23 protein-coding genes are annotated in these 22,097 nt (G+C 38.0%); 4 read left to right on the forward strand and 19 right to left on the reverse strand.

Annotated elements, in window-relative coordinates; genetic code table 11:
- Positions 1–525: 525 nt before the first annotated feature.
- The 5 genes from ACESSZ_RS04095 to ACESSZ_RS04115 form a co-directional block, all read right to left on the reverse strand.
- A complete protein-coding gene (locus tag ACESSZ_RS04095) occupies positions 526–1,734 on the reverse strand; it encodes an MFS transporter (RefSeq protein WP_008690774.1) in 1,209 nt (402 codons plus the stop codon).
- A gap of 249 nt (positions 1,735–1,983) precedes the next feature.
- On the reverse strand, positions 1,984–2,304 hold the full coding sequence (locus tag ACESSZ_RS04100) for a TfoX/Sxy family protein (protein ID WP_008690773.1): 321 nt from the start codon (positions 2,302–2,304) through the stop codon (positions 1,984–1,986).
- Between the two features lie 35 nt (positions 2,305–2,339).
- The gene (locus ACESSZ_RS04105; protein ID WP_008690772.1) at positions 2,340–2,987 is read right to left on the reverse strand and encodes an NAD(P)H-dependent oxidoreductase; all 648 of its coding nucleotides are present in this window, start codon (positions 2,985–2,987) and stop codon (positions 2,340–2,342) included.
- A gap of 73 nt (positions 2,988–3,060) precedes the next feature.
- Complete coding sequence (locus ACESSZ_RS04110) at positions 3,061–3,564, reverse strand: flavodoxin family protein (RefSeq protein ID WP_008690771.1); 504 nt, start codon at positions 3,562–3,564, stop codon at positions 3,061–3,063.
- 115 nt (positions 3,565–3,679) lie between these two features.
- Positions 3,680–4,099 (reverse strand): PaaI family thioesterase, encoded by a 420-nt coding sequence (locus ACESSZ_RS04115; protein WP_008690769.1) that lies wholly within the window; start codon positions 4,097–4,099, stop codon positions 3,680–3,682.
- 189 nt (positions 4,100–4,288) lie between these two features.
- On the opposite strand from ACESSZ_RS04115, the gene ACESSZ_RS04120 reads away from it, so the two are divergent.
- Complete coding sequence (locus ACESSZ_RS04120) at positions 4,289–5,053, forward strand: DeoR/GlpR family DNA-binding transcription regulator (protein WP_008690767.1); 765 nt, start codon at positions 4,289–4,291, stop codon at positions 5,051–5,053.
- Positions 5,054–5,255: 202 nt separating this feature from the next.
- Here the strand turns inward: ACESSZ_RS04120 and bilS are convergent, their stop codons facing one another.
- From bilS to ACESSZ_RS04160, 8 genes are all read right to left on the reverse strand, one after another.
- On the reverse strand, positions 5,256–5,762 hold the full coding sequence (gene bilS / locus ACESSZ_RS04125) for a flavodoxin family protein BilS (RefSeq protein ID WP_008690765.1): 507 nt from the start codon (positions 5,760–5,762) through the stop codon (positions 5,256–5,258).
- Between the two features lie 117 nt (positions 5,763–5,879).
- Entirely contained in the window at positions 5,880–6,836 is a 957-nt protein-coding gene (locus ACESSZ_RS04130) for a Gfo/Idh/MocA family protein (protein WP_499842692.1), read from the reverse strand.
- A 3-nt stretch (positions 6,837–6,839) separates the two neighbouring features.
- Positions 6,840–7,511: a ribose 5-phosphate isomerase A gene (gene rpiA, locus ACESSZ_RS04135; RefSeq protein ID WP_331866752.1), complete on the reverse strand. Its 672-nt coding sequence runs from the start codon at positions 7,509–7,511 to the stop codon at positions 6,840–6,842.
- Positions 7,508–8,425, reverse strand: a complete 918-nt coding sequence (gene pfkB / locus ACESSZ_RS04140; RefSeq protein WP_117548032.1) for a 1-phosphofructokinase — start codon at positions 8,423–8,425, stop codon at positions 7,508–7,510. Before pfkB ends, rpiA begins: the two co-directional genes overlap by 4 nt.
- Positions 8,422–9,171: a DeoR/GlpR family DNA-binding transcription regulator gene (locus ACESSZ_RS04145; RefSeq protein WP_008690759.1), complete on the reverse strand. Its 750-nt coding sequence runs from the start codon at positions 9,169–9,171 to the stop codon at positions 8,422–8,424. The genes pfkB and ACESSZ_RS04145 overlap by 4 nt, the downstream gene beginning before the upstream one ends.
- A gap of 397 nt (positions 9,172–9,568) precedes the next feature.
- The gene (locus ACESSZ_RS04150) at positions 9,569–10,390 is read right to left on the reverse strand and encodes a Cof-type HAD-IIB family hydrolase (protein WP_331866751.1); all 822 of its coding nucleotides are present in this window, start codon (positions 10,388–10,390) and stop codon (positions 9,569–9,571) included.
- Positions 10,391–10,447: 57 nt separating this feature from the next.
- The gene (locus tag ACESSZ_RS04155; RefSeq protein WP_008690757.1) at positions 10,448–11,410 is read right to left on the reverse strand and encodes a type I phosphomannose isomerase catalytic subunit; all 963 of its coding nucleotides are present in this window, start codon (positions 11,408–11,410) and stop codon (positions 10,448–10,450) included.
- Positions 11,411–11,412: 2 nt separating this feature from the next.
- Positions 11,413–12,213, reverse strand: coding sequence for a Cof-type HAD-IIB family hydrolase (locus ACESSZ_RS04160; RefSeq protein WP_020990864.1), 801 nt, complete (start codon positions 12,211–12,213; stop codon positions 11,413–11,415).
- Positions 12,214–12,536: 323 nt separating this feature from the next.
- Here ACESSZ_RS04160 and ACESSZ_RS04165 point away from each other — a divergent pair, with 323 nt between their 5' ends.
- On the forward strand, positions 12,537–13,322 hold the full coding sequence (locus ACESSZ_RS04165; RefSeq protein ID WP_331866750.1) for an HAD family hydrolase: 786 nt from the start codon (positions 12,537–12,539) through the stop codon (positions 13,320–13,322).
- Positions 13,323–13,324: 2 nt separating this feature from the next.
- Here ACESSZ_RS04165 and ACESSZ_RS04170 read toward each other — a convergent pair whose 3' ends face one another.
- Positions 13,325–13,828 carry a hypothetical protein gene (locus ACESSZ_RS04170; RefSeq protein WP_008979282.1) on the reverse strand — a complete coding sequence of 168 codons (504 nt, stop codon included), beginning with the start codon at positions 13,826–13,828 and terminating at the stop codon, positions 13,325–13,327.
- 619 nt (positions 13,829–14,447) lie between these two features.
- On the opposite strand from ACESSZ_RS04170, the gene ACESSZ_RS04175 reads away from it, so the two are divergent.
- Together ACESSZ_RS04175 and ACESSZ_RS04180 are read left to right on the forward strand one after the other, a co-directional pair.
- The gene (locus ACESSZ_RS04175) at positions 14,448–16,823 is read left to right on the forward strand and encodes an ABC transporter permease (RefSeq protein WP_412293112.1); all 2,376 of its coding nucleotides are present in this window, start codon (positions 14,448–14,450) and stop codon (positions 16,821–16,823) included.
- Entirely contained in the window at positions 16,810–17,490 is a 681-nt protein-coding gene (locus ACESSZ_RS04180) for an ABC transporter ATP-binding protein (RefSeq protein ID WP_331866748.1), read from the forward strand. Before ACESSZ_RS04175 ends, ACESSZ_RS04180 begins: the two co-directional genes overlap by 14 nt.
- 244 nt (positions 17,491–17,734) lie before the next feature.
- Here ACESSZ_RS04180 and ACESSZ_RS04185 read toward each other — a convergent pair whose 3' ends face one another.
- The 5 genes from ACESSZ_RS04185 to ACESSZ_RS04205 all read right to left on the reverse strand — a co-directional run bounded on the left by ACESSZ_RS04185 (position 17,735) and on the right by ACESSZ_RS04205 (position 22,095).
- Entirely contained in the window at positions 17,735–18,811 is a 1,077-nt protein-coding gene (locus tag ACESSZ_RS04185; RefSeq protein ID WP_008690746.1) for an SIS domain-containing protein, read from the reverse strand.
- A 99-nt stretch (positions 18,812–18,910) separates the two neighbouring features.
- Positions 18,911–19,912 (reverse strand): SIS domain-containing protein, encoded by a 1,002-nt coding sequence (locus tag ACESSZ_RS04190; protein ID WP_008690744.1) that lies wholly within the window; start codon positions 19,910–19,912, stop codon positions 18,911–18,913.
- A gap of 16 nt (positions 19,913–19,928) precedes the next feature.
- The gene (locus ACESSZ_RS04195; RefSeq protein WP_017144762.1) at positions 19,929–20,756 is read right to left on the reverse strand and encodes a PTS system mannose/fructose/sorbose family transporter subunit IID; all 828 of its coding nucleotides are present in this window, start codon (positions 20,754–20,756) and stop codon (positions 19,929–19,931) included.
- Positions 20,746–21,528 (reverse strand): PTS mannose/fructose/sorbose/N-acetylgalactosamine transporter subunit IIC, encoded by a 783-nt coding sequence (locus ACESSZ_RS04200; protein WP_008690739.1) that lies wholly within the window; start codon positions 21,526–21,528, stop codon positions 20,746–20,748. Before ACESSZ_RS04200 ends, ACESSZ_RS04195 begins: the two co-directional genes overlap by 11 nt.
- A gap of 96 nt (positions 21,529–21,624) precedes the next feature.
- Complete coding sequence (locus ACESSZ_RS04205; RefSeq protein ID WP_008690738.1) at positions 21,625–22,095, reverse strand: PTS sugar transporter subunit IIB; 471 nt, start codon at positions 22,093–22,095, stop codon at positions 21,625–21,627.
- Positions 22,096–22,097: the final 2 nt, after the last annotated feature.

Genomic DNA, 22,097 nt, shown 5'->3' on the forward strand with positions numbered 1-22,097 from the left:
TCAAACATCCCCTTCTATATCTTGCTTATTTTACTTGTATTATATATGCTATTTTGATTATATTTATTTTGTAAACTATGGGTATTAAATTTACTATTTTCTAATTCTAATAAGTGAAACAGGATAGATTGACCAAGCAAATACTTGGTCAATTTTTATCTTTTCAAGTATTACATTTTTGATTATTGTGACTACCTATGTAAAACAATGGCAAATAGATAATCCAGAGGAAAAACCAAAAAAATGTATTCAAGAAACTAGTTTATCTAAGAAAACGGTTTACAAAGGGTAATAGTAATTTTAACCATGTTACGTCATTTTCCTTCCCTTCAGCTATCAGCTTTCACATAGCAAGATATCTACACGATAACCTGTCATTCCATAGGCACTACACTGGAATTAGCAAAAATCGAACAGCTTTTCGCCTTGTTCATGCGCAAGCTAGAAGCCTATGAACAATTGCTTCAAGAAGAAATGCTGCCTAATGCGTGCCTTTATATGTCAAGATGATAAACAGCATACTTGCTATGCTTTTGCAGTAGCTTTATTCGCAATAGCTTTGAAGATATGAAAAATCAAGGTACTGATGAGAAAGAAAAGACCTGCAAAAAGAAATGATAAGCGAGCTCCTGCACCATAAATAAATCCTGCAAACAAAGCTCCGGCAATCATGCCAAGACTTTTCATCGCATTATAAAAACCCATGACCTGATGACTGTTTTCCGTATTACCTTCCCCAGCACATACATCCTGTAATAGTGGAATATAGATGGCATTAAACGCAAAGAAAAGCAGATTGACAACCATGAATGGAACCATGTGCGTGGTAAAGGTCATCATCACAAGTAAGATGCCGGCTCCCGCTAAAACATAGCGCAGGGCTTTTTTTACATTTCCACGTTTCATGATCCACATACAGATTGTCGTATTTGCGAATAAAGACACAAAACCAACAACTGCTTTTAATGCGCCATTGTAGGAAGATGGGAAACCGAACTGATCTTTAATGAAATAGTTGAAATTTTGATCATATGCCGTGGTTGCACAAGATGTTAGAAAGACAACAAAAAACAATAGCACCATGGCCACGTTTAAAAAGTGGCGTGCATCCAAAAAGGCTTGAAAAGGATTGATATCTTTAAAAGAAATAGTATGCGTTTTTGCTTTATCGGGATCAGCTTTTAAAAACAAAGCAAAAAGAACTCCGGCTGCCACCAAGGTCAGACTTTGCATAACAAAAGTCGCAAACAAGGAATAAACACCCATGATACCGCCTATCAAATAACCAAAAGCCGCAAAAACTGTTGGGATGGTGGCAGATAAAGCAAGATAGCGACCTCTTTGTTCAAGTGTGGCATGGGCAATGATATAAGTCAAAAAGCTCACCATGATACCACCAACAAAGAAGCCGGATAATAAACGTGCAACCATGATCAAAGGAAGTGTTTTACTAAGAGCAAACAGCATTTGTCCTGCGCCATAGCCCACGCAACATATGCCCAATACACGCTTACTGCCTAAATGATGTACCTGATTTGCCCATAATGGCGAAAACAAGAAATTCGTAAATGCCATGCCGGCATACAATAAACCAAAAGAATAATCCGGCAGCTGTAATTGTTGAATCAATGTCGGTGTGATGGGATGGGCAAAATTCGCAGCCATGCTTTCCATTGCAACCAGTATAAAGAAAACGACAAAATGATACTTTTGAAATGTTTGTCTGATTTGCATATTGTTACCTCATCTGTAGTTATTGCTTAACTGTTGCTTTCTATCTAAATAACAGCATTATGATACACTACTTTTCCTACAACATGCAATCCTAAAACATTCTTATGATAAGGAAATCTTTGTAAAGGCCATACTGCTGATGTACAAAGATGCTTATCACTATAAAGTAAGAATGTAGCGTTTCATTAAAAAAGCGATTCACCATCACGATGATCCGCTATCTTATAAATATGAAGTGCAAATAAATTACTATTTTTTCTTTTTCCCTTTTACCTCTGGCAACTCCTCATACATTGCCTCAAAAAGGCCCATTAAAAAAGTTTTATCATCAACTTCATTTACCAATAGCATTGCTTTCGCCCCTGCATATGGCAGTTCATAGGTAGCTGTCGGCAAATACTTCACTGCTGATTTTATCGGTTTTACAAGTAATCGATCATCATAAATACCGCCTACGATCTTTCCACGGTAATAGATGATGTATTCCTTCATCATTGCGCGATATGTGATATCCTCTAGCGCAGACAATTGTTCTAAAACATATTGTAAAAAGCTTTTACTAGATGGCATGCTTTCACCTCTCATTTTTATATGGTACGGTATGCTTATTTCACTGCCGGTCTTTGGTATAATGCTTTTCTTTGCAAGCCATTTTGTTTGCTCATTTTATACCAATTTCGATGCGCCGCCAAGATATATAATCTTCTTGGAAAGTAGCTTGGTTCCACATAAATATCCTCGATGCATCGCTTATCAGAAATAGCTTCAGCAAACTGGCGGATGCCTTTTCCTAGTTGTTGATTGGGGCCTTGATCAAGAGGAACCTTTTTTAAAGTGCCAAGCATTTCACCGGCTCCTATGGCAAGTCCTCCTCCATAGAAAAATCCCATCTTGCTGCACCAATTCTTTACAATTTCCAGCAAAACATTCCCTTGTTCACTTTCATAAAAACCAAGGTTAGTTATTACATAAACGGGTAATTGTGCAAACTGTCCTTGATATCGAAGATACATCTGTTCCATAAACTCCATGACTTGGGCAGGAACACCATCTACATATACCGGCATACCTATCACACAGGCATCCGCTTTTTGAAGCAGATCTTTCATAACATTTAGATCTTTTCGTTGATAAAGTTGTACGCTTTCATATGAATCTTTTAGTTGCGTTTTTAATAAATTTAAAAAATGATTTGAATTACTCTTGCTTTTGCGTAAGCTACCATTCAGTAATAGAATCATATCTTTTTCCATACCTTTCTCATTCCCTACGACTTTTTAAATGCATATTGATGTCAAAATGATGAATATAAAAATTAGTTACTTCTTATATCACTAGCTCTTTAAGCTTCTCATAACTATCTACAAAACAAACTTGTTTTAATATGCCGTTAAAATTTTGCACATTTGCTTCTACCAATAGTTTAGCGGTTTTCTTTTCATTTTCAGATAGATCTTCTCCATAAAAAAACACACGGAATTGTATCGTATTATGATATCTTACTTTATGGTGCATTTCCCCTTGGCGTATCTCGAAAAAAGGAAGAAAATATGCGATAGAGCGATCTATAACATTTTTTATAAAAGAACTATAGCTGCCAAACGAACATCGGCTAATAATCATCAACTCGTCTGTGTTACCAAAAAGAGCACCTATTTTTTGATATTCATCTTGTATAACACACTGCCCCGGTGTTTTCGTCCAACAACCAAAGCAGCCCACGCATGGATGGATGACCTTGGTATGATCGATGATTCTTGTATTATTATCTACAGGAAGAGCAAGCGTGCTCCATTCCGCTTGTGCTAAATCATGCAGTATTACCTTCATATCATTTCCCCTTATCATTTTCATTTCATCTGTTTGTATCCTTAATTGTTAGTATTCTATTCCATCTGTTAGTATAAAAGCGCATTAGCCTTTCAAGAATAGAAACAACACTTCCTTATTTTTGCTTACGATAGCGCTCCCCATCTAAGAAAAACATCGTAAATGTTGCGCGTGATAATAAGATTTCTTGATCATTAAAAATAAACACTTCATATACACCTGTCGTTCTTCCAGCAGATATTTCCTGTGCGATGCCAATCAGCTTACCACCTTTTCCCGGTTTTATATAATTGATGGTACCCGAAAGCGTAACACTATCGCGCCCTGTCGCAAAGCTAGCTGCTCCAGCAGCTGTGTCAGCTAAGGAATACAATGCTCCGCCATGAACAAAGCCATGAACATTCAAAATCTGTTCATCTATAATCATCTCCACCTTAGCATAGCCTTCTTTTACTTCAACAACATGCATATCGTTGCTTTGTAAAAACTGGCTGGAGGAGTTTAAACGTTTCTTCAAGTCTTCCATTGATGCCATAAGAAAACCTCCTATCTCAGCTATAGTATAGCATGATAACAAGGAATTATAAAAGGGATACAAAACGTTAGAAGTTCTTGATACGCACATATTTACCAATAAAATGAATCAATTTGATTTCTTTTGAAGACATCCATTGACGAAAACTTCCTTTGTGTCGTATGATAAAGAAAAGAAAGCAGGGATCTTATGCTCAGCAAAGAACGTTTATTTCGCATTATGGAAGTAATTGAAGAACAATCTTTTGTCACCATTAGTGAATTGATGGAATTTTTAAACGCCAGTAAATCTACGATCACCCGTGATTTAATGGAGCTAGAGCGACAGGGATTGATTCAGCGTGAACGCGGTGGAGCGATTCGTAAAGAATTACCACAGACTTTAAGCAGCAGTACCGATTTACCGGTAATGAATAAAGAAAACATTCATTTAGCTGAAAAAGAATTGATTGGAAAAGCAGCGGCTGAGATCGTGAAGAATGGTGAATGTATTTACCTTGATTCCGGTACAACCCCAGTTGCCATGCTGCCCTATCTGAAAGATAAAAACATCAAATTGGTAACAGCCAGTACTTATTTGGTAAGAAAATTGCCGAAACGTTTTAAAGGGGAATTATTTCTGATCGGCGGTCACTATATTCCCGATTATGATATGAGCGTCGGTTTTGTAGCCATTGAAGATATTAATCGATTTCATTTCGATCAGGCTTTTTTCTCAGCAAGCGGCATTGATTTAGAAAGTGAAGAAGTCATGGCTGTTGATTTAGATATCAGTGCTGTGAAAGCCGCTGTATTAAAACGCTGTCGCAAAGCACATATATTGGCCGATGCCAGCAAGCTGCAAGTACAAGCCTTAGCCACCTGGGCACACACAACCGACTTTGATACGATTTTCATGAATGCGCCAACCACCGTTGAGCAATTACCGGATAATTTTCATGTATGCAAAGAATGATTTTCTAAAACCAGTTGAATGATCACCACATACAAATAAAGAATAATCCTAAAAGCTAGCTTACTTTTATTTTCTAAGAAGATTCACAGTCTTTGCCAATACCTTTTGTTTGTATTCCCCAAGTTGAATTAAAAAACACAGGCAACCTGTTGTATGGATATGCTTTCTAAACAGCTCTCCTTAAGGTTTCCTGTGTTTTCGTTTATGCAATGGATCGTAAAATTATTTGTGTAAAAGCTTTGGCCTGGCGCAGATCATTTTCATCTGGATGTGATAGTGCCATATCAAAATTATCGAGAATCCGTTCTATTTTCTTTGGATCTTCTTTTGCTCGCTCATAGCGTTCTCTTAATTCCATCGGCATTTTTCCCTGACACATAAAACCATCCACATAAGTACAATCATCTTCAATAAATGCACTGACTCGCTGTAAGATCATATCATAGTATTCTGCACTGCCGCCAAAGCCACATGTACCGAATAACACGATTTGTTTATTATGCAAGGATGAAAAATAATCTAACAATGCGCTTGGGCAGCTGCCTTTATCCGTCCAGAATCCGGCAAAAATAACATCCGCATCTTTTGTCGCATCCATATCCGGAATTCCGAAATAAAGCATATCCTCTGCCGGAATAACCTGCGCAATCGCCTCTGCCACACGTTTTGTATTTCCTGTGTGACTACAATACACAACAGCGTACTTCATTACCGCCATCTCCTTTTTCCTATATGAATATTGTAACACTTTTTACAGGATTGGAAACATCATTTTCTTTATGATACGCATCACCACGATTTCTTACATAGCATGCTCATGCAGTAGTTATTCAAATGGATATATCATGCCCCATTGTTTTCTTACTTCCCATAAAAGCTTTGTCACATCATAGCTCAACTGCAAAGTTTCGTTTTGCCCAGTTCTTACGGCCTCTTCCATATCACGAATCTCATAACACAATGCCAATGCACTTTCTCCATCCTTCATCATTTCTTCATGACCATCTTGTGTCATTTTCCACGTCGCTTTATCTCCTCTAGGGTATTCACATAACTCCAAGTAACCAAGTTCACCCGCTATAACAGCGCGTTTAGGAAGCTTTGCGCGCATTGTTAAGGTAATGATCGCCATTTCATCTTCTTTATTGCGTAAGATGATACCGCTCATCTCATCTACTCCGGTTTCAAAAGGAAGCATATCTGTTTTAATGATATGCGGCTGTGCATGCAGAAAATAACGGGCAAGGCTTATTGCATAGGTTCCGATATCCAATAAGGCTCCACCTGCCAACTCTTTCGCAAAGAATCGATTGGTAATATCATATTCTTTACAACTGCCAAAATTTATCTGCAACATTTTTAATTTTCCAAGTTTTCCACTCTCAATGCGTTCTTTCTCTTTCTTCATGATCGGCATATGAAAAATAGTCATCGCTTCCATCAGAATCAGCTGATGTTTCTTTGCGAAAGCCATAGCCTCTTCAAGTTGTTGTGCATTTACTGTAATAGCTTTTTCACATAAGACATGCTTATGATGTTGAAGTGCCTGCATGATATATTCAAAATGATTGGAATGTGGTGTAGCAATATAGACGATATCCACATGTTCATCTTGCATTACTTCATCAATCGTATAAGCGTGCGCGATTGTGTATTGCTTTGCGAACGCTTCTACCTTTTTCGGATGACGTCCTGCAACCGCATAGATAGTCCCATGTTCCTGTAATAATGCCTGTGCCATTTGATGAGCGATGACACCCTGTCCTAAAATACCCCAATTCATCACTTAAACCTCCTTCTCTAACAAAAGAAAGCCATCCTCTTTGCCAATCAATGCTTTCGTTACTTCTTCTGTTAACAGACTTGTATCAATCACACCGGCAATTTTCTTTAGCTCTTGGTTCAATTGCACACTGTCTTGTACGTTAGGAAAGCGCACATCTGCTAATACATTACCATGATCACTCATTAGCAGCCCGTATTTTCCATCACTTGTTCGAGGATGAAAACTTCCCTTTAATTCTTCAACCCTGCGCTTCACATAGGCATAGCTATCTTCTAACAACTCTAAAACGATCGGACATGTAAAACGTAAGGTATCACTCAATTTGTCTTCCGTTGCCATAAGGATATACTCATCTGCCATATGCGCAATCAGCTTTTCCCTTGTATGAATGCCTCCACCGGATTTTAACGCATGCAAATGGCGGTCAATTTCATCACAACCGTCAAATGCGACATCCACATGTGATACCATACGCAGCGGCAGCAGTGGCAATCCTAAACGAACACAAAGCTTTTCTGTTTCAAAAGATGGTGTTACAACCTTTACCGCCAATTGTTTTTCTGTGATAAATTTTGCCAATGTTCCAATCGTTGTTCCCCCACCTAAACCAATGAGCATTCCATCCTTAATAAAGGTTAATGCCGCAAACGCAGTTCTTTCTTTACTATTCATAACAAGTCATCCTCCATTTTTTGATATTGTTCCATCACAAATGCTCTTTGGGCAATACCTTTACAAAAAGCACTGGCACTACCACAAGCAACACCCCAACGTAAAGCTTTTTCATACGTTTTTTCCTTTAACCAACCATACAAAAAACCTGCAACCATGGAATCCCCAGCTCCTACCGAATTAACAACTTTTCCCTTTGGACTCGCTATACGATACACTTCATTTGTTTCACTTACCAACATAGCCCCCTTATCTGCCATGGATATGATAACATTTCTAGCTCCTTCCATTTGTAATTGCCGTGCACATGTGACAAGGTCTTGTTCTTGTAAGTCCGCTAACTGAAACAGCTCTTGTAATTCATGATGATTGGGCTTAATTAAGAATGGATGCTGTGGTAATGCCTGACGTAGAGGTTCACCAAAAGCATCCACAACTACATCAATTTGCTTATCATGAAGTTTCTCCATCAACACTGCATAAATATTTGCTGGCACTTGTTTTGGTAAATTCCCTGATAATACTAAGATATCATTTGGCTGTAAGAGTTCCAGCTTTGCATATAGCTGATGCAAATGGGCCGAGGTAATAAGAGGTCCCTGTCCATTGATTTCACTTTCCTCCTGCGCATGAATTTTGACATTGATGCGGGTAAAACCATCTTCTATAGGAATAAAATCTGTCCTGATTCCTTGCTGCTCAATACCTTTTTTTAACGCCTCTCCCGTAAAACCAGCAAAAAATCCTAAAGCAGTGGAGGGTATACCTAAATGTGCAAGCATCATCGACACGTTAATTCCTTTCCCTCCATAGATAATATCTTCTTCCTTGGTGCGGTTGATTGCTCCCTTACATAAGGCATCCAGTGTGATGACATAATCAATTGATGGATTTAAAGTAACGGTGTAGATCATATTGCCACCTCGATAACTTCTGTTTCTTCCTTATATTCATCAGGAATTCCTTTACTAGTGATGATGATTGCATCACTGATATCGGCAGTGCTCATTGCCGTGCAAAGATTAAATTTTGATGCATCGGCTAAAACATAGCATTTTTGAGCATGCTTCATCGCTTCACATTTCACATAAGATTCTTCCATATCCGGCGTCGTAAAACCATTCTCAATGGTAATGCCATTTGTACCTAAAAACGCTTTTGTAAAATTATATTTTTGTAAGGCACTGACAGCACCCAAACCAACAACGGCCATGGTCTTTGCTTTTATTTCCCCAGCTAAGATAAAAACCTTCATCCCCTTGATTGCCAGACGTTCACTTAGATATAAACTATTCGTCACATAGACAGCATCTTTTTCTTCTATAAATTCTGCCATATGTAAGATCGTACTGCCAGCATCCAAATAAATAAAATCATGAGGTTCTATTAAGGTTGCGGCATATTGTGCCAGTCGTCTTTTTTCCTCTATATGTTCTTGGGAACGCTGTGTGACATCGTTCTCTATCGGTGCATACTCCTTTTGTAATAAGGTTGCTCCTCCATGGACCTTACGTAGTTTTTTCATCTTATGCAACGACACCAGATCTCTTCGTATCGTTGATTCTGATATATGCAAAGTTTTCGTCAGTTCATTCACTGTTACCGTCTTCTTTTCCTGTAGCAACTGTAGTATTGCCGCAAATCGCTCTTCTGCTAACATATCCTAATTACCTCCTAAGTAACTACAGTTTATCGCCTATTTCAGTCAATGTCAATCTATATCAATCAAAATTAATCACAAATTTGCATAATATCCGCCAATTCCAAGCATATATTGCTTCCTTCTGCAAGAATGTTGTTTTATGATGTTCCTATGTAGTACACACTGTTTTCTCGCTTTTAAAAGCATTTTGGATATGCTCTATTATTATGTATCACTTTACATAGCACTTTCCCAAACTCCTTTTCTTGTTGTTACTTTATCAGTTCTATCCATTGTACACTCTTCGTTTATCGCATTGCATAGCAGATGATAATCTTCTTTTCTTACACATATTGAAAAGAAAATCATATTCCACAAAAAAACACGATTTCGCTAATCGTGCTTTTTTTCATTCTTAACGATGTTTGATTTCAGGAAAAGCTTTGTACAAAGACTTGGCAATTCCGTCCTCATCATTACTAGCCGTAATTTCATTTGCAATCAATTTAATTGGTTTTACAGCATTCCCCATGGCTACTCCATGTCCGGCATACTGCAGCATTGTAAGATCATTCATCTCATCCCCAAAAGCGATGATTTCTTCTCTTTGAATTCCTAAACGTTCTGCAATTCCTGCCAGGGCCTTTCCTTTATCAATTCCATTCGATACCACTTCAATATAGAAAGGAGCAGATGTATAAATACTCAGGCGATCGCCAAAGGGCAGCTTAAAATCCGCAAACTGCATCTTCAGATATTCAGGGGGTGCACTGATTAAAAATTTATTTGGCTCAAAATCAACAAATGTCCGTAAATCATCTACCACCATTGTTTTCATATTCGTCGCATGTGCCTCATATTCCAATTGATAAGTATGCGAATCATCGACAACTACATATTCACCTTTATTCACCATAATACCCAGATTCAATGCTTTAGCATTATTGATAATTGGAAGAATATACTTTTTATCTATGGTCTTGTTATAGATAACCTGCTGATTGGGATAATCACAGACATGCGCACCATTATAGCTTAACAAATACCCTTTGAAACGATCCATTTCTAGAATCTTGGCCTCTCGATATAAACCTGGTGTTGGTCGCCCACTGGCTAACACGATGCTAGCTCCAAGTTTTTGTGCTTCTATCAAAGCTGTTCTGGTTTCCTCAGATATTTCCTTCTTACTGTTTGTCAAAGTGCCATCCATATCCATAACAATTAATTTATAACCCATACAAATCTCCTTTCAAAAAAAACCTTACGCGAGCAAAACTGCGCAAGGCTTTCTCTCTTATACTCTTGACAGAATGAAACGGCAATTTCCTTTTACTCTTACGCTGCCTGTTCCAGCTGTTGCGAAAATGCTGTCTCCCTTGCGGATACTCAGCATCGTATCATCACTTTCAATCGTTCCTTCCCCATCAACGATAACGAAAGAAGCAAAGCTTTCTTCATCCACCTTGACACTGCATTCACTTTTTACCTCATAAATATAAGTCGTAAAGTAATCACAGGATGCCATCATGGCTACCTGATAGCCATCATATGTCTTAACTTCACCACAAGGCTTAAAATCACTTTCTAATGGAGTCAGATTTGATACATCAATAGCTTTATCAATATGCAATTCTCTTGGTTTTCCATCAGCACCAACACGGCCAAAGTCATATACACGATAGGTCGTATTTGAATTTTGCTGAATCTCACAAATCACGATACCTTCACCGATGGCATGAATGGTACCAGCCTCAATGAAGAATACATCTCCCTTGTGTACAGGGACACTCTTTAATACATCTAGTAATGTATTATTTTCAATACGTTCACGGAATTCTTCCTTTGTGATTTCTTTATTTGTTCCATAATACAGGGAAGCCCCTTCTTCTGCATCCAGAATATACCACATTTCGGTTTTCCCATATTCTTTTTCTACGCGCATTGCGTATTCATTATTTGGATGAACCTGAATGGATAAGTTCCCCTTTGCGTCAATAAATTTAATTAAAATAGGGAAATTCTCAAAAGCCGCACCTTTTGTACCAAGTGCTTCTTTTCCCAACTTCTGCAAATAATCGCCAAACAGCATTCCTTGATCCTCACCACTGTCGACAATACTTTGCCCATCCTTGTGCGTAGAAAGTTCCCAGCTTTCAGCGACAATGTCTAAATCACTTTTTTTGTTGTAGTTTTCCTTTAACTTTGTGCCTCCCCATAAATAATCCTTAAATGCAGGGAGCAATCGTACCATTGCCATAATTAAATTACCTCCAATTTCTTTAATGCTTCAAATATACCTTCTTCTTTGACTGTGCCTGTTACCATATAAGCAACATCATCCAGCAGTGGATCGTGTTTGCGCATAGCTATGCCATACCGCACACTGGCAAGTAGTTCCACATCGTTATCACCATCACCAAAAGCATAAGTTGCCTCATAAGGTATTCCATAATGCTCCATGATAGCTTTTGCGCCAACACCCTTATGCACCGCTTTTTTCCCAATATCCAAGGTGTCACAATTTCGATGTAGGCTCATCTGATAATGCGGACGTAATAACTGCTCGCTTTTTTGCAAGGATGAACGATTGCCAAATGCTAAGGTTATCTTAGAAATACATCCATGCACCTGCTGCAAATTCTTATACTGGACAAAATTGTCTTCCGGAAGCTGAAAGTTATCCATAAAATGCAGATAACTTGGATCCTTTAAATCTTTTACATAACAGAAATCATTACTTTCCAGTATGTAATTGATACCATGCGCATCCATATAAGCAATCAATGCCGCAAGCTCCTCATCTTCAAAGATAACTTTATGAATCACTTTACCATGCACCGTGACATATGCCCCATTACATGTGACATAACCATCCAGATGCAAATCCTTCGCACCGCTTGGGATATAACTCAATGCTCTTCCTGTGGCTAATACACACAGATATCCCATATCCTGCAATCGGGAAATCGTCTTTTTTGTGATATTACTTGGTACATAAATCGCATCACGCTCATCTACCAGCGTACCATCGTAATCATACAATACCAAACCTTTTACCATATTCATCCTCCATGGTTTAATTATAGGAGAAATATGGTTTGATTGCAATGTATTTAAGAAGGAATTCAGGAAAAGCAAGTGTAGCGAAAAGCATAGCTAACCGATCATGAACAGCTTCCATCTGCATCAGATAAAGAATCGTTTCTTTGCATAAGAAAATAATTATAAGATGCGTAGCAACAGCATGAATTCGCTATGAAGATGGATAAACGCTTTCTGTTCTTTTTCCAACCATATTGCATTTCCTCCCTATTTTCTGCTGAAATGAGAATTGTACAAGCATCGCTTACATGCTAAAATAAAACCATGAGAAGAGGGATAGGATGGAGATAAAAGCAGTGTTTTTTGATATTGATGGTACTTTTTTTGACCATCACAGCAATCAGGTGTTACCGGAAACGATGGATGCGATCAGACAATTAAAAGCAAATGGTTATAAGGTAGCTTTATGTAGTGGACGCGCAAAAGAAATGGCAGAGCAGTTAGGAGTCTTGCAACTGTTTCCCTGGGATGGCTATGTTGGTGGTGCGGGTGTCAGTGTATATGATGAACAAATGAACATCATTTTTGAAGATATTTTTACAGCAGCGCAATGTGAGCGCATCTTTGCCTTAGGGAAGGAATATGATATATGTATTAATTCTCATGGCAAATATGAGTTTATGACAAAACCGTTAAATGCCTATTCCAAAGCCGCGTTTGACCAATTTCATTGTCAAGTACCTATTGTGAGAGAGTGGGATCATGAACCTTTAGTTGCGTTAAGTGCCTATGAAAAACCTGGCTTTGACTGGCATATGTTTGATGGTATTGAAGGCATAGAAGTGCAGCATCCATCTTTAACATGTGTGGATTTTATGAAGACAAGCGTAAACAAAGCAAGAGGTATCGCTCATCTGATGAAATACTGGCAATTACCGGCTCATGCTTACTTGGCCTTTGGCGATTCTATGAACGATTTGCAAATGATCCAAGAGGCAGGAATTGGTGTTGTCATGGGCAATGGACATGAAGAATTAAAAAAACACGCAGATGAAGTGATTGGTCCCAGCTGGGAGCCTTCTCTGCGTGATTATCTCCTTATACATCATTATATTGATGATAAATAAAACTATTCTACGATTTTATATACTTCATTAATATGTTTTTTAATATCCTGAATGGTTTTTTGGGGGGATTTTTCAAAAGCTTCCTTTTGATTCAAGGCGTATTCTTTCATAGAATCGCCTTTTTTATCATATAGTGAATATATGTATGGTTTTTTATAATATTCTTGAAAGGCATGTATCCATTCTTCATCACTATGTAATTCTAAAAGCTCTTGAACGACCTCTTCTGAATAATCATTGACTTTTTGTGCAACTTCTTTTGTGACATCTTGCGGGTGTAATTGAAAGGCTTTTTCACGACTCATAATATAGGCATTCATGCTGTTACCATCTTTATCAAAGAAATTATAATTACCCGGATTTTGATAAAACTTTTCTAATACCTGTTGCATATGTACATTCGAGGCAGGCTGTTCCTGAGAATGTCCATATGTAGCATATCGCCAAAACAGAAATAAGCCAATTGCCACAATTACAGCACTCATCCCCAATCCTATTTTCTTCATTTCATCACCTTCAAGCTATTTTGTTAATATATATTATTAGTATACCATAAATATAGGTGTCTTTTACAAATACACATAAGGAAAAGGCTCCGTAACGAGCCTTTATTCATAAACTTTTATCTCATTTTTTGGTGACACGATGTAATAAACATGCACAACATCGCCGTTTTCATTTAGAAAATTCAAGCTAACCGTTACATATGAACTTTTAGCATCACTTTTTGTATGCAAATACGTAAGAACGGCTGTTTCTGTAATCTTCTCTTTTATCTTAACTGTCGTATTTTCTTCAAATAATTGTACGCTGTATACCTCTTCCCCTGTATACGAAACGGTGTCTTCCCCATCTTACCTCACTTTCCTTTTCCTTATCTATAACAAAATACATTAAATAGCTCAAGATAGCTGACATTCAAAGGTCATAATTAGGCAACATAATACACTATATTTTTTCTTAAGAATCATTAACAATATGATCTTACATTTTTAACCAGTGTATAATGTATACATGAAATCGTACACAACAATGTCCTTTTATCGCACCTTTGCTAAAGACGAAATTAAGCATAATCCCAAAAGAAGAGTTCATCGCAGCGCGCTCTTCTTTTTGACATTCTGTATGTTACTGATTGGAAATGGCTGCCTAAGCTATATACGCACACAACAAAGACAAGCTTTTGCTCATTATGGAGAGTGGAATCGCGTTATTTTCAACGTAGAACAAAAAGATGTAGAAACTGCTAAAAAAGCAAATTTAGATACTGTCTTACCTTTGCCATCTTTAGGACAGATCATGGTAAAAAATCAAGATGGCTATGCTCAAATTGGAGAAGTTTCTCAATATACAAAAGAAGCCATGGACTTGTTTCACTTAGAACTATTAGATGGCAGCTATCCGCAAAAGAACAATGATATCATCATCGAGGCCGATGTGTTGAGCTATTTAGGTTATTCCTATCAGCTTCATCAATCGATACAGCTGTTGTTAAGTGATGGAAAAATGCATAAGTTTCACCTAACAGGAATCATAAAGCCCTATCGTTCGATGTGGAATGTACAAGACAGCAATTCTTTATCTGCTGCTTTTGTCAAAGCGAAAGGTAGTCTTTCTTCCTTATGGTTAAAAGATGTACGCGTAAACGAAGACTATCCTTCCATACCAGGTGTTTCTGCTATCAATACCTATGCTTATGATAATATGGTTTGGTTAAATGGCAATAGCAGTCGTTTCTTAATAGGGATGATGTTTGCGTTGTGTATGATTCTTGTATTTATGTATTTCATCATTCGAGATATTCTTATGAGTTATGAAAAAGAAGATCACATCCTAAAACAATTGGGAGCATCGCGTAAGCAAATACAATGGATTCGCTTTTGGTTTTTCATCTATCTCTTGCGTCTGCCAATTCTTTGTGCCTATTTGCTATATTATGGAGGCAGTACCTTAGGAAGTGATCTATTAAATGATACACTACACATTGAAGTTGTTGCTTCTTGGTACGTTGGTGGTATTTTTCTACTTGGCTTGTTGCTAACCATCCTACTCGCCAATTTATTGACGAATCGCAAACAAGAAAAAATGATAAAGAAAACACATATACATAAGCTGACGATACGCCATCCATGGAAAAAGATCACGCCATGGCGCTTGGCTTGGCGAAATCTTACTACATTATCGCATCACACTGTTATTATCATAGTATTGCATGTAATCGTCTTAAGTACCTTCCTCCTATGCATACAAACACAAGCAAATGCCTATATGCAATGGCAAGACTATCAAAAGCGACGAGGAATTGGCGATTATCGTGCTTCTTTCAACGTAAATCCAGAATCAAAAAAGATACGTGAACTGGATATAACAGGACTTAAGAGCATCCCCCATGTAACAAGTGTACGCGCCTTTCACATACGCAGTGATATAAAAATAAGCTATGCCAATATGCAACAAGAAACTTGTTTAAAAGATTATCAAACATATTATCACTATACAAATGTTATTCCTGACACTCATAATACCTATGCCACCCTCATTGCTATCAATGAGGATGCAACCGTGATACCCATCATGCAAAAATATCTAAACTTTGATGAAAAAGCCTTTTTAAACGGTGATTTAGCGATTATAAATACGGAAGCTTTTATCTTTAAAAAAAATACTGGCAGTGAAAATGGATATTCAACAACGGATTACTTACTGGCAGATGGTACCAGAGAACAGGCAAAACAGGATGGTGGTAACTATCATGAAATTCAATATATCCATAAAGGTACGATGTTAACATTGACAGGAAAACATACCATGAAGATGAAAGCATTACCTATGAAAAATAAGTTTTCTGATATGGTGGATGCGCTTGGCGAAGATAGTGGAATTCCATTTACCATCTTTCTTAGTGAAAAGGGGTATGCTAACATCATGGGGGAACATCTTGGTTATCAATCGCTTGTCGCTGAAACAGATAAAAAAGCCGATTATCATCATACCGATCAACAAGTCATGAACATTCTTAGTCGTTATGGCGATTTGCATATCACCAACTCTCGTTTAGAGGAAGAAATCCATCAACAAAAATTCTTACAAACGGTTCTGCTTTATGGTGTTATAGAAGTGTTCATCTGTTTTCTATGGCTGTTATTACTGTCAAATCAATATCGTTTGCATCAGACTTATTTGGATGTAGAACACAAACTTTTACGCATACTAGGTGTAAGTAAATCGTATCTCTTATGCACTGCCTTTTTAGAAGCTATTGTACAAGCCATTATTTCTTTGATTATCACCGCTTGCCTGTATTGGCTGTATGAGAAAATTTATCACCCATTAACAACATTAGGTGCTCCTAGCAGTCCTTATTATTTACCGGCCTCTTTGATATGGCACCACCATGTTCCATTGCTATGCATCCTGCTCATTAGCTTTTTAAGTTTATCCATCTTATTAAAAGGGAAAGTAGGACAAGAAAAAGGAAGGGATTCTAATGAAATTGCTTGAAGTAAAACATGTTCATAAATGCTATGCGAATACAAGAAGAGTGAGTGAAGTTTTACATGATTTAAGTTTTGCTGCTGAAGAAGGAAGCTTTACTGCCATCATGGGGAAAAGTGGTTCTGGTAAAAGCACTTTGTTAAACTGTATCGCTTCTTTGCTTCCTATTGACAGTGGCTCCATCTTAGTAAAAGGACAGGATATCACCGCTTTTTCCCGCAAACAGCGAGAAGTGTATCGTCGTGAGGATATCGGCATTGTCTTTCAGGATTTTGCGTTATTACCTTTTCATTGTGTCTTGGAAAATATTTTATTACCACTGCATTTAGCAAAGAAAGCAGTAGATCAAGCGCATGTGGAAATGCTTTTACAAGCATTGGACATTGCCCAGCTAACCACAGCATTGCCCCAAGAACTATCCGGTGGTGAACAACAACGTGTCGCGATTGCCAGAGCCTTCGTGCATCAGCCAAAGCTCTTGTTGATGGATGAACCAACCGGAAATTTAGATAGTGAAAACACACATATCCTTATGGAAATGTTAAAAGAACTGCATGAAAAGCAGAAAACAACTATTCTGTTAGTCACTCATGATCATGATGTAGCCGCTTATGCAGAACGCACATTGCTATTACAAGATGGTAAGTTTATTGAAAAGTGCGATAATCACTAAGATGCAGAAAGAGCGCTACCATAAGGAAGGCTAAAATAAAAGACATCCGTATAGATTTTATTATCGTATCTATTCTTGATGTCTTTTTTGTTTAAATTGTATATGATGATAAAAGAAGGCAAAAGACTTTGCTTTTTGCAAACTGCCTATAGAGTAAATTAAATTTTAGTAGCTTACTTAAAATTAAAATATATAAAGCATATGGATTGGTTTTGTAACTATTTGTGATACAGCAAATTGTGGGTTAATCATCTTCGTCATAATTGATAAAGCTTGCTGTTTTTGCATCGGCATAAGATTTAAACTTCTTAAGTAATGGGTGCTGTTTCACACTGTTTAGATCCTGTGAAATCATCGCTGCTAATACTTGAACAAATGGCAGATAGACAAGTGGGGTTAGATCACTTTCTACCATATCCGATAAGGTTAGTATATGATCATCATCTAAATTAGCGGCATTGCTTAACATAAAGGTATGCTCACTCACACTGCGTGTTGCTTGATAAATCTGTTGCACACGATTGCTTGCCGCATCATTGCCATCGATTAATAAAACCGTATAGGATGGTGTCAATTGCAGGTTAGGTCCATGAATATATTCTTCCATTTCCAAAGGCAGTGCCGGAATATGAATAGTTTCTCCACTTTTCAAAGCACCTTCCAGAGCAATGCCATAACCAGCCCCTGCTCCACATACATAAATGCTATGCATAGAACTGAAATCTTTATAATGTTGTTTTACAAATGTTTGTGCCTTATCGATCATCTCTTCATTTAATTTTATAGCCTTTTTTACTTCTTCTAGCTTTTCACTGCGCTTTGTATAAGCAATGGCAAACAGCATCAGATACAATGTCAGTGTTGTAACTCCTTTGGTGACATAGCCGACCAATTCTTCCCCAACACCATAATCGAACACAAGATCTGCATGGTCTTTGATATCATGTTCCACATTGCCGGTTAAGGCAACCCCGGTATATCCTAACGCTCTTATTTTATCTAATGCCGCAATCGCGTTGGTTGAATAGCCACTTTGAGATACTACGATAACCACATCATCATCCGCAATCGCATGTTCATACCAAGTGAATGTATAAGGGGTAGTGATTTTTACTTCCATTTGTAAGGTATGCATCAAAAAGCTGCGAGCACAATGACAAGCATTGTAACTGGAACCACTGGCTACCAGCCATAAACGACGCATCTTTTTTTCTTTGGCATAGTTTACCAGGGGCGCACACAAGGTAGCATAGTCTTCTATATTCTTCATCGCCTGTGCCGGTGTTTCTTTGATGTAATCCATCATTGTCATTTTTTCCATAATCTATCCTTGGGATGTTAATCTCTTACAAGAGGTATTGTTTGATCCCTTTTCCTTTCTTATTTACTAGGGGAAAAGGTGGATTGCTCCACCTTCTTTTTAATAATTCAGTTTACGGTAATAACGGCGGATTTCCATTGGATGACAAGTTTCTTCTTCCATGTGTGCATCAATGCGATTATTGACTGCATGCATAACCAGATGAGAAATATGTGAACGGAATTTAGGAGAAATACCCTTTAATTCGTAGTCCTTGGTATCAATTACCGTATAGTTCTTACAGATACGTGGAATGAAGTTGACAACTCTTTCAGATAAAGAACGCTGTGCATCTTCTCCAACAAAGATCGTAACCGGTGTATCACGTGTAACGATTTCAAACATACCGTGGAAGAATTCCGGTGCTGTGATGGATTTTGTCTTGATCCATAGCTGTTCTTCCCAATAGCACATAGCATAAGAATACGTAGCTCCCCACTGATTGCCGGCACCGACGAAGTAATGCAATTCATCGTTCCAATGTTTCTTCGCAAATTCTTTTCCAAAGTCATCCGCTTTCTTTTCTACTTCTACCAACGCAACAGCTAAATATTTTTCAAATTCTTCATACATGCGTTCATAATCTGCAAATTCGCCATTGTTAAACATGAAGCGATCCGCAACCATGAAGAATTTCAGTTGTTCATTTGCTGAGTAAGCAATTTCATAATCGACCATTTTTGCTAATTCTGTAGTATCGATATCAATAAAGCCTAAGACTTTCGCACCGGCATCCTGTGCTTTTTTTACTGCCTGTACTACTTCAATCGTACTTCCGGTTACACTGGATGTGATGACGATGGTTCCCTTTCCAATACGTTTATTTCCTGTTGTTAGATATTCTGCGGCATTTTCTGCCCATGTTTCAATCGCAGACATCTCTTTCATATGCACAGTTGCCTGCATACTGCTTGCCCATGTTCCACCAATGCCTAACCAGCAAATATTCGTATAACCTTCTTTACAAATCCCATCTACGATCTCATTGATCTTTCCACGCAGAGCCAAAGCTCCATTTACACTATCAATCTGTGCTTGTTCATTAAATTTTAACATTTCCATTTCCTCTCCTTATTTTTTAACCTAAGAATCCAAAGAATGCGCCTGCCAGACCTAAGACAGCCATTAACAGCAGAATCGTCGTTGTTTTAAAGTTTTTACGTAACAGGAAGAATACCACGAAGGTAAATGCCAATGGCAATAAGCCCGGCATGATACCATTACAAATATCCCCGATTGTTGTTGCTTCATCACCGCTACCAATCGCAATCGGTATATTGATAGATACGTTTTCCGCCGTCATACCACCAATAACCATCAGACCCAAAACAGCAGCGCCATAAGTTAAGCTTTCCATCAGACCGCTTTTTTCAATCTTCGTTAAGAATTCAGCTCCCAGTTTATAACCGGCATTCATTAAGAAGAAACGTAAGCCCTGTGCCGGAATATTAAATACCAGCAGGAATAGGATTGGTCCTAAGATATTGCCTTGACGTGCTAAGGAAATACCAATACCGGTTGCAATGATACGTAAAGTTCCCCATATAAAGCTGTCACCAATACCGGCTAATGGTCCCATTAAGGCAATCTTAATATTATTGATACTGGAAGTATCGAAGTTTTCTTCTGTAGCATTTTGTTCTTCCATCGCTGTAGAAATACCTAACAGCAAGGTTGATAAATGTGGTGTTGTGTTAAAGAATTCCAGATGACGTTTCAGCGCTTCTGCACGTTCTTCATCTGTTTTATATAATTTGTTAATGATTGGAATCAACGCATAACAATAAGGCAGATTCGCCTGTCGCTCATAATTCCATGACCATTCCATAGACAAGGAACGAAGGGCTACTTTATTTAGATCTTTTTTTGTAATCATACTATTTTCTTTTACCGTATTAGAAGTCATCATCTTCATCTCCTTCACTCACACCGGCTGTTTCCACCGCATGCTTATTCTGATTTTTAATTTGGACAAGGACAATTGCCACGATAGCACCAAAGATGGCAATACCGGTTACCGGAATCTTCAAATATGTGCTTAACGCAAAGCCCAAGAAGAAGAAACAAGCAACATTCTTGTTCATGATCATCTGCATCAATAAGCCAAAACCAATTGCAGGTAACAGACCCATTGTCAGTTCTAAGCCTTTTTGTACCCATGCTGGAATCATATCCAGAATGCCCTGAATGACAGGACTACCTAAATAGAAGCTGACACCGACGATCACACCGATGATCAAATTGACACCAAAGAATCCACCTAACAGATGCATTCTTTCAACACCCTTATAATTACCAACAGCGGCATATTTATCTGCTTTATGCACAAACATCGGTAAAATGAAGACCATGCTTAAATTCTTAAAAATCAAAACCAGACTGGCAATTGGAAGACCTAATGCCAAGGCTGCCTCAGCACCGGTTCCGGTAGTGATGGCAAATGCCGTACCTAATACGGTTCCACTGATCATTTCCGGTGGAATGGATGCACCTACAGAGAATGCGCCCATAAAGGCAAGCTCCAATGTAGCTCCCAGAGTTACTCCCATTGAAATATCCCCTAATACGATGCCTGTCAATGTTCCCATCACCAACGGTCTGGATAACAAACAGGTACCAAATAAATATTCTGCATTACCAAGCATTGCGACCAATGCAAGTAAGATTGCTTGTAGCATTGTGTAAAACCCTCCTCTTTCTCAAATAGTTTCATGATTATGTTTCTTTATGCGGTTCGCTTTAACCTTCGATAGATTTGTGTTTCTTATGCGATTTTATAATACATTTTCCGCATGCACTTTCGCATCATTAGGAACCATGCGAATTTCCACTTCGATTCCTTTGTCTACTAATTCTTTCAGTAAGGTTGTTTCTTCTTCTGTCACATTGATTGCCTTACTGATATTTCTTGTGTTCTCTTTTGCTTTCGTGCCACCTAAATTCACAGACTTGATGACATTTGTTTCTGTTGCGAAACGATAAGCATCTTGAATTGATTCCACAACGATAAACAGTTTGTATTTATCTGTAACACCACTATTCACCGCTGCAATGCCATCTTCCACACTTTTCATAACCAGCTTAACACCTTGTGGTTTGGCCATCTTAATGGTTGTCTTACGTAATTCATCCTTCATGACATCATCATTCGCAATCAGGATACAGTCAGCGCCTAATGCACTCGTCCAGGAAAATGCCACCTGTCCATGTAATAGTCGGTGGTCAACGCGTAAACATTTAATCATCT

This window comes from Eubacterium sp. 3_1_31 (genome assembly GCF_964249515.1).
Lineage (GTDB): Bacteria > Bacillota_I > Bacilli_A > Erysipelotrichales > Erysipelotrichaceae > Longicatena > Longicatena caecimuris.

Coding starts and splice junctions, on each gene's coding strand:
- bilS (WP_008690765.1), bottom strand. CDS start 5,762: ATGAAGTACGCTGTTGTGTATTGTAGTCACACAGGAAATACAAAACGT.
- ACESSZ_RS04130 (WP_499842692.1), bottom strand. CDS start 6,836: ATGAATTGGGGTATTTTAGGACAGGGTGTCATCGCTCATCAAATGGCA.
- ACESSZ_RS04200 (WP_008690739.1), bottom strand. CDS start 21,528: ATGCTACAAGCAATCTTACTTGCATTGGTCGCAATGCTTGGTAATGCA.
- ACESSZ_RS04095 (WP_008690774.1), bottom strand. CDS start 1,734: ATGCAAATCAGACAAACATTTCAAAAGTATCATTTTGTCGTTTTCTTT.
- ACESSZ_RS04145 (WP_008690759.1), bottom strand. CDS start 9,171: ATGTTAGCAGAAGAGCGATTTGCGGCAATACTACAGTTGCTACAGGAA.
- ACESSZ_RS04170 (WP_008979282.1), bottom strand. CDS start 13,828: ATGAAGAAAATAGGATTGGGGATGAGTGCTGTAATTGTGGCAATTGGC.
- ACESSZ_RS04165 (WP_331866750.1), top strand. CDS start 12,537: ATGGAGATAAAAGCAGTGTTTTTTGATATTGATGGTACTTTTTTTGAC.
- ACESSZ_RS04150 (WP_331866751.1), bottom strand. CDS start 10,390: ATGGGTTATAAATTAATTGTTATGGATATGGATGGCACTTTGACAAAC.
- ACESSZ_RS04120 (WP_008690767.1), top strand. CDS start 4,289: ATGCTCAGCAAAGAACGTTTATTTCGCATTATGGAAGTAATTGAAGAA.
- ACESSZ_RS04160 (WP_020990864.1), bottom strand. CDS start 12,213: ATGGTAAAAGGTTTGGTATTGTATGATTACGATGGTACGCTGGTAGAT.
- ACESSZ_RS04100 (WP_008690773.1), bottom strand. CDS start 2,304: ATGCCATCTAGTAAAAGCTTTTTACAATATGTTTTAGAACAATTGTCT.
- ACESSZ_RS04190 (WP_008690744.1), bottom strand. CDS start 19,912: ATGGAAATGTTAAAATTTAATGAACAAGCACAGATTGATAGTGTAAAT.
- pfkB (WP_117548032.1), bottom strand. CDS start 8,425: ATGATCTACACCGTTACTTTAAATCCATCAATTGATTATGTCATCACA.
- ACESSZ_RS04195 (WP_017144762.1), bottom strand. CDS start 20,756: ATGACTTCTAATACGGTAAAAGAAAATAGTATGATTACAAAAAAAGAT.
- ACESSZ_RS04175 (WP_412293112.1), top strand. CDS start 14,448: ATGTTACTGATTGGAAATGGCTGCCTAAGCTATATACGCACACAACAA.
- ACESSZ_RS04115 (WP_008690769.1), bottom strand. CDS start 4,099: ATGGCATCAATGGAAGACTTGAAGAAACGTTTAAACTCCTCCAGCCAG.
- ACESSZ_RS04155 (WP_008690757.1), bottom strand. CDS start 11,410: ATGGCAATGGTACGATTGCTCCCTGCATTTAAGGATTATTTATGGGGA.
- ACESSZ_RS04205 (WP_008690738.1), bottom strand. CDS start 22,095: ATGATTAAATGTTTACGCGTTGACCACCGACTATTACATGGACAGGTG.
- rpiA (WP_331866752.1), bottom strand. CDS start 7,511: ATGAATAGTAAAGAAAGAACTGCGTTTGCGGCATTAACCTTTATTAAG.
- ACESSZ_RS04180 (WP_331866748.1), top strand. CDS start 16,810: ATGAAATTGCTTGAAGTAAAACATGTTCATAAATGCTATGCGAATACA.
- ACESSZ_RS04105 (WP_008690772.1), bottom strand. CDS start 2,987: ATGGAAAAAGATATGATTCTATTACTGAATGGTAGCTTACGCAAAAGC.
- ACESSZ_RS04110 (WP_008690771.1), bottom strand. CDS start 3,564: ATGAAGGTAATACTGCATGATTTAGCACAAGCGGAATGGAGCACGCTT.
- ACESSZ_RS04185 (WP_008690746.1), bottom strand. CDS start 18,811: ATGGAAAAAATGACAATGATGGATTACATCAAAGAAACACCGGCACAG.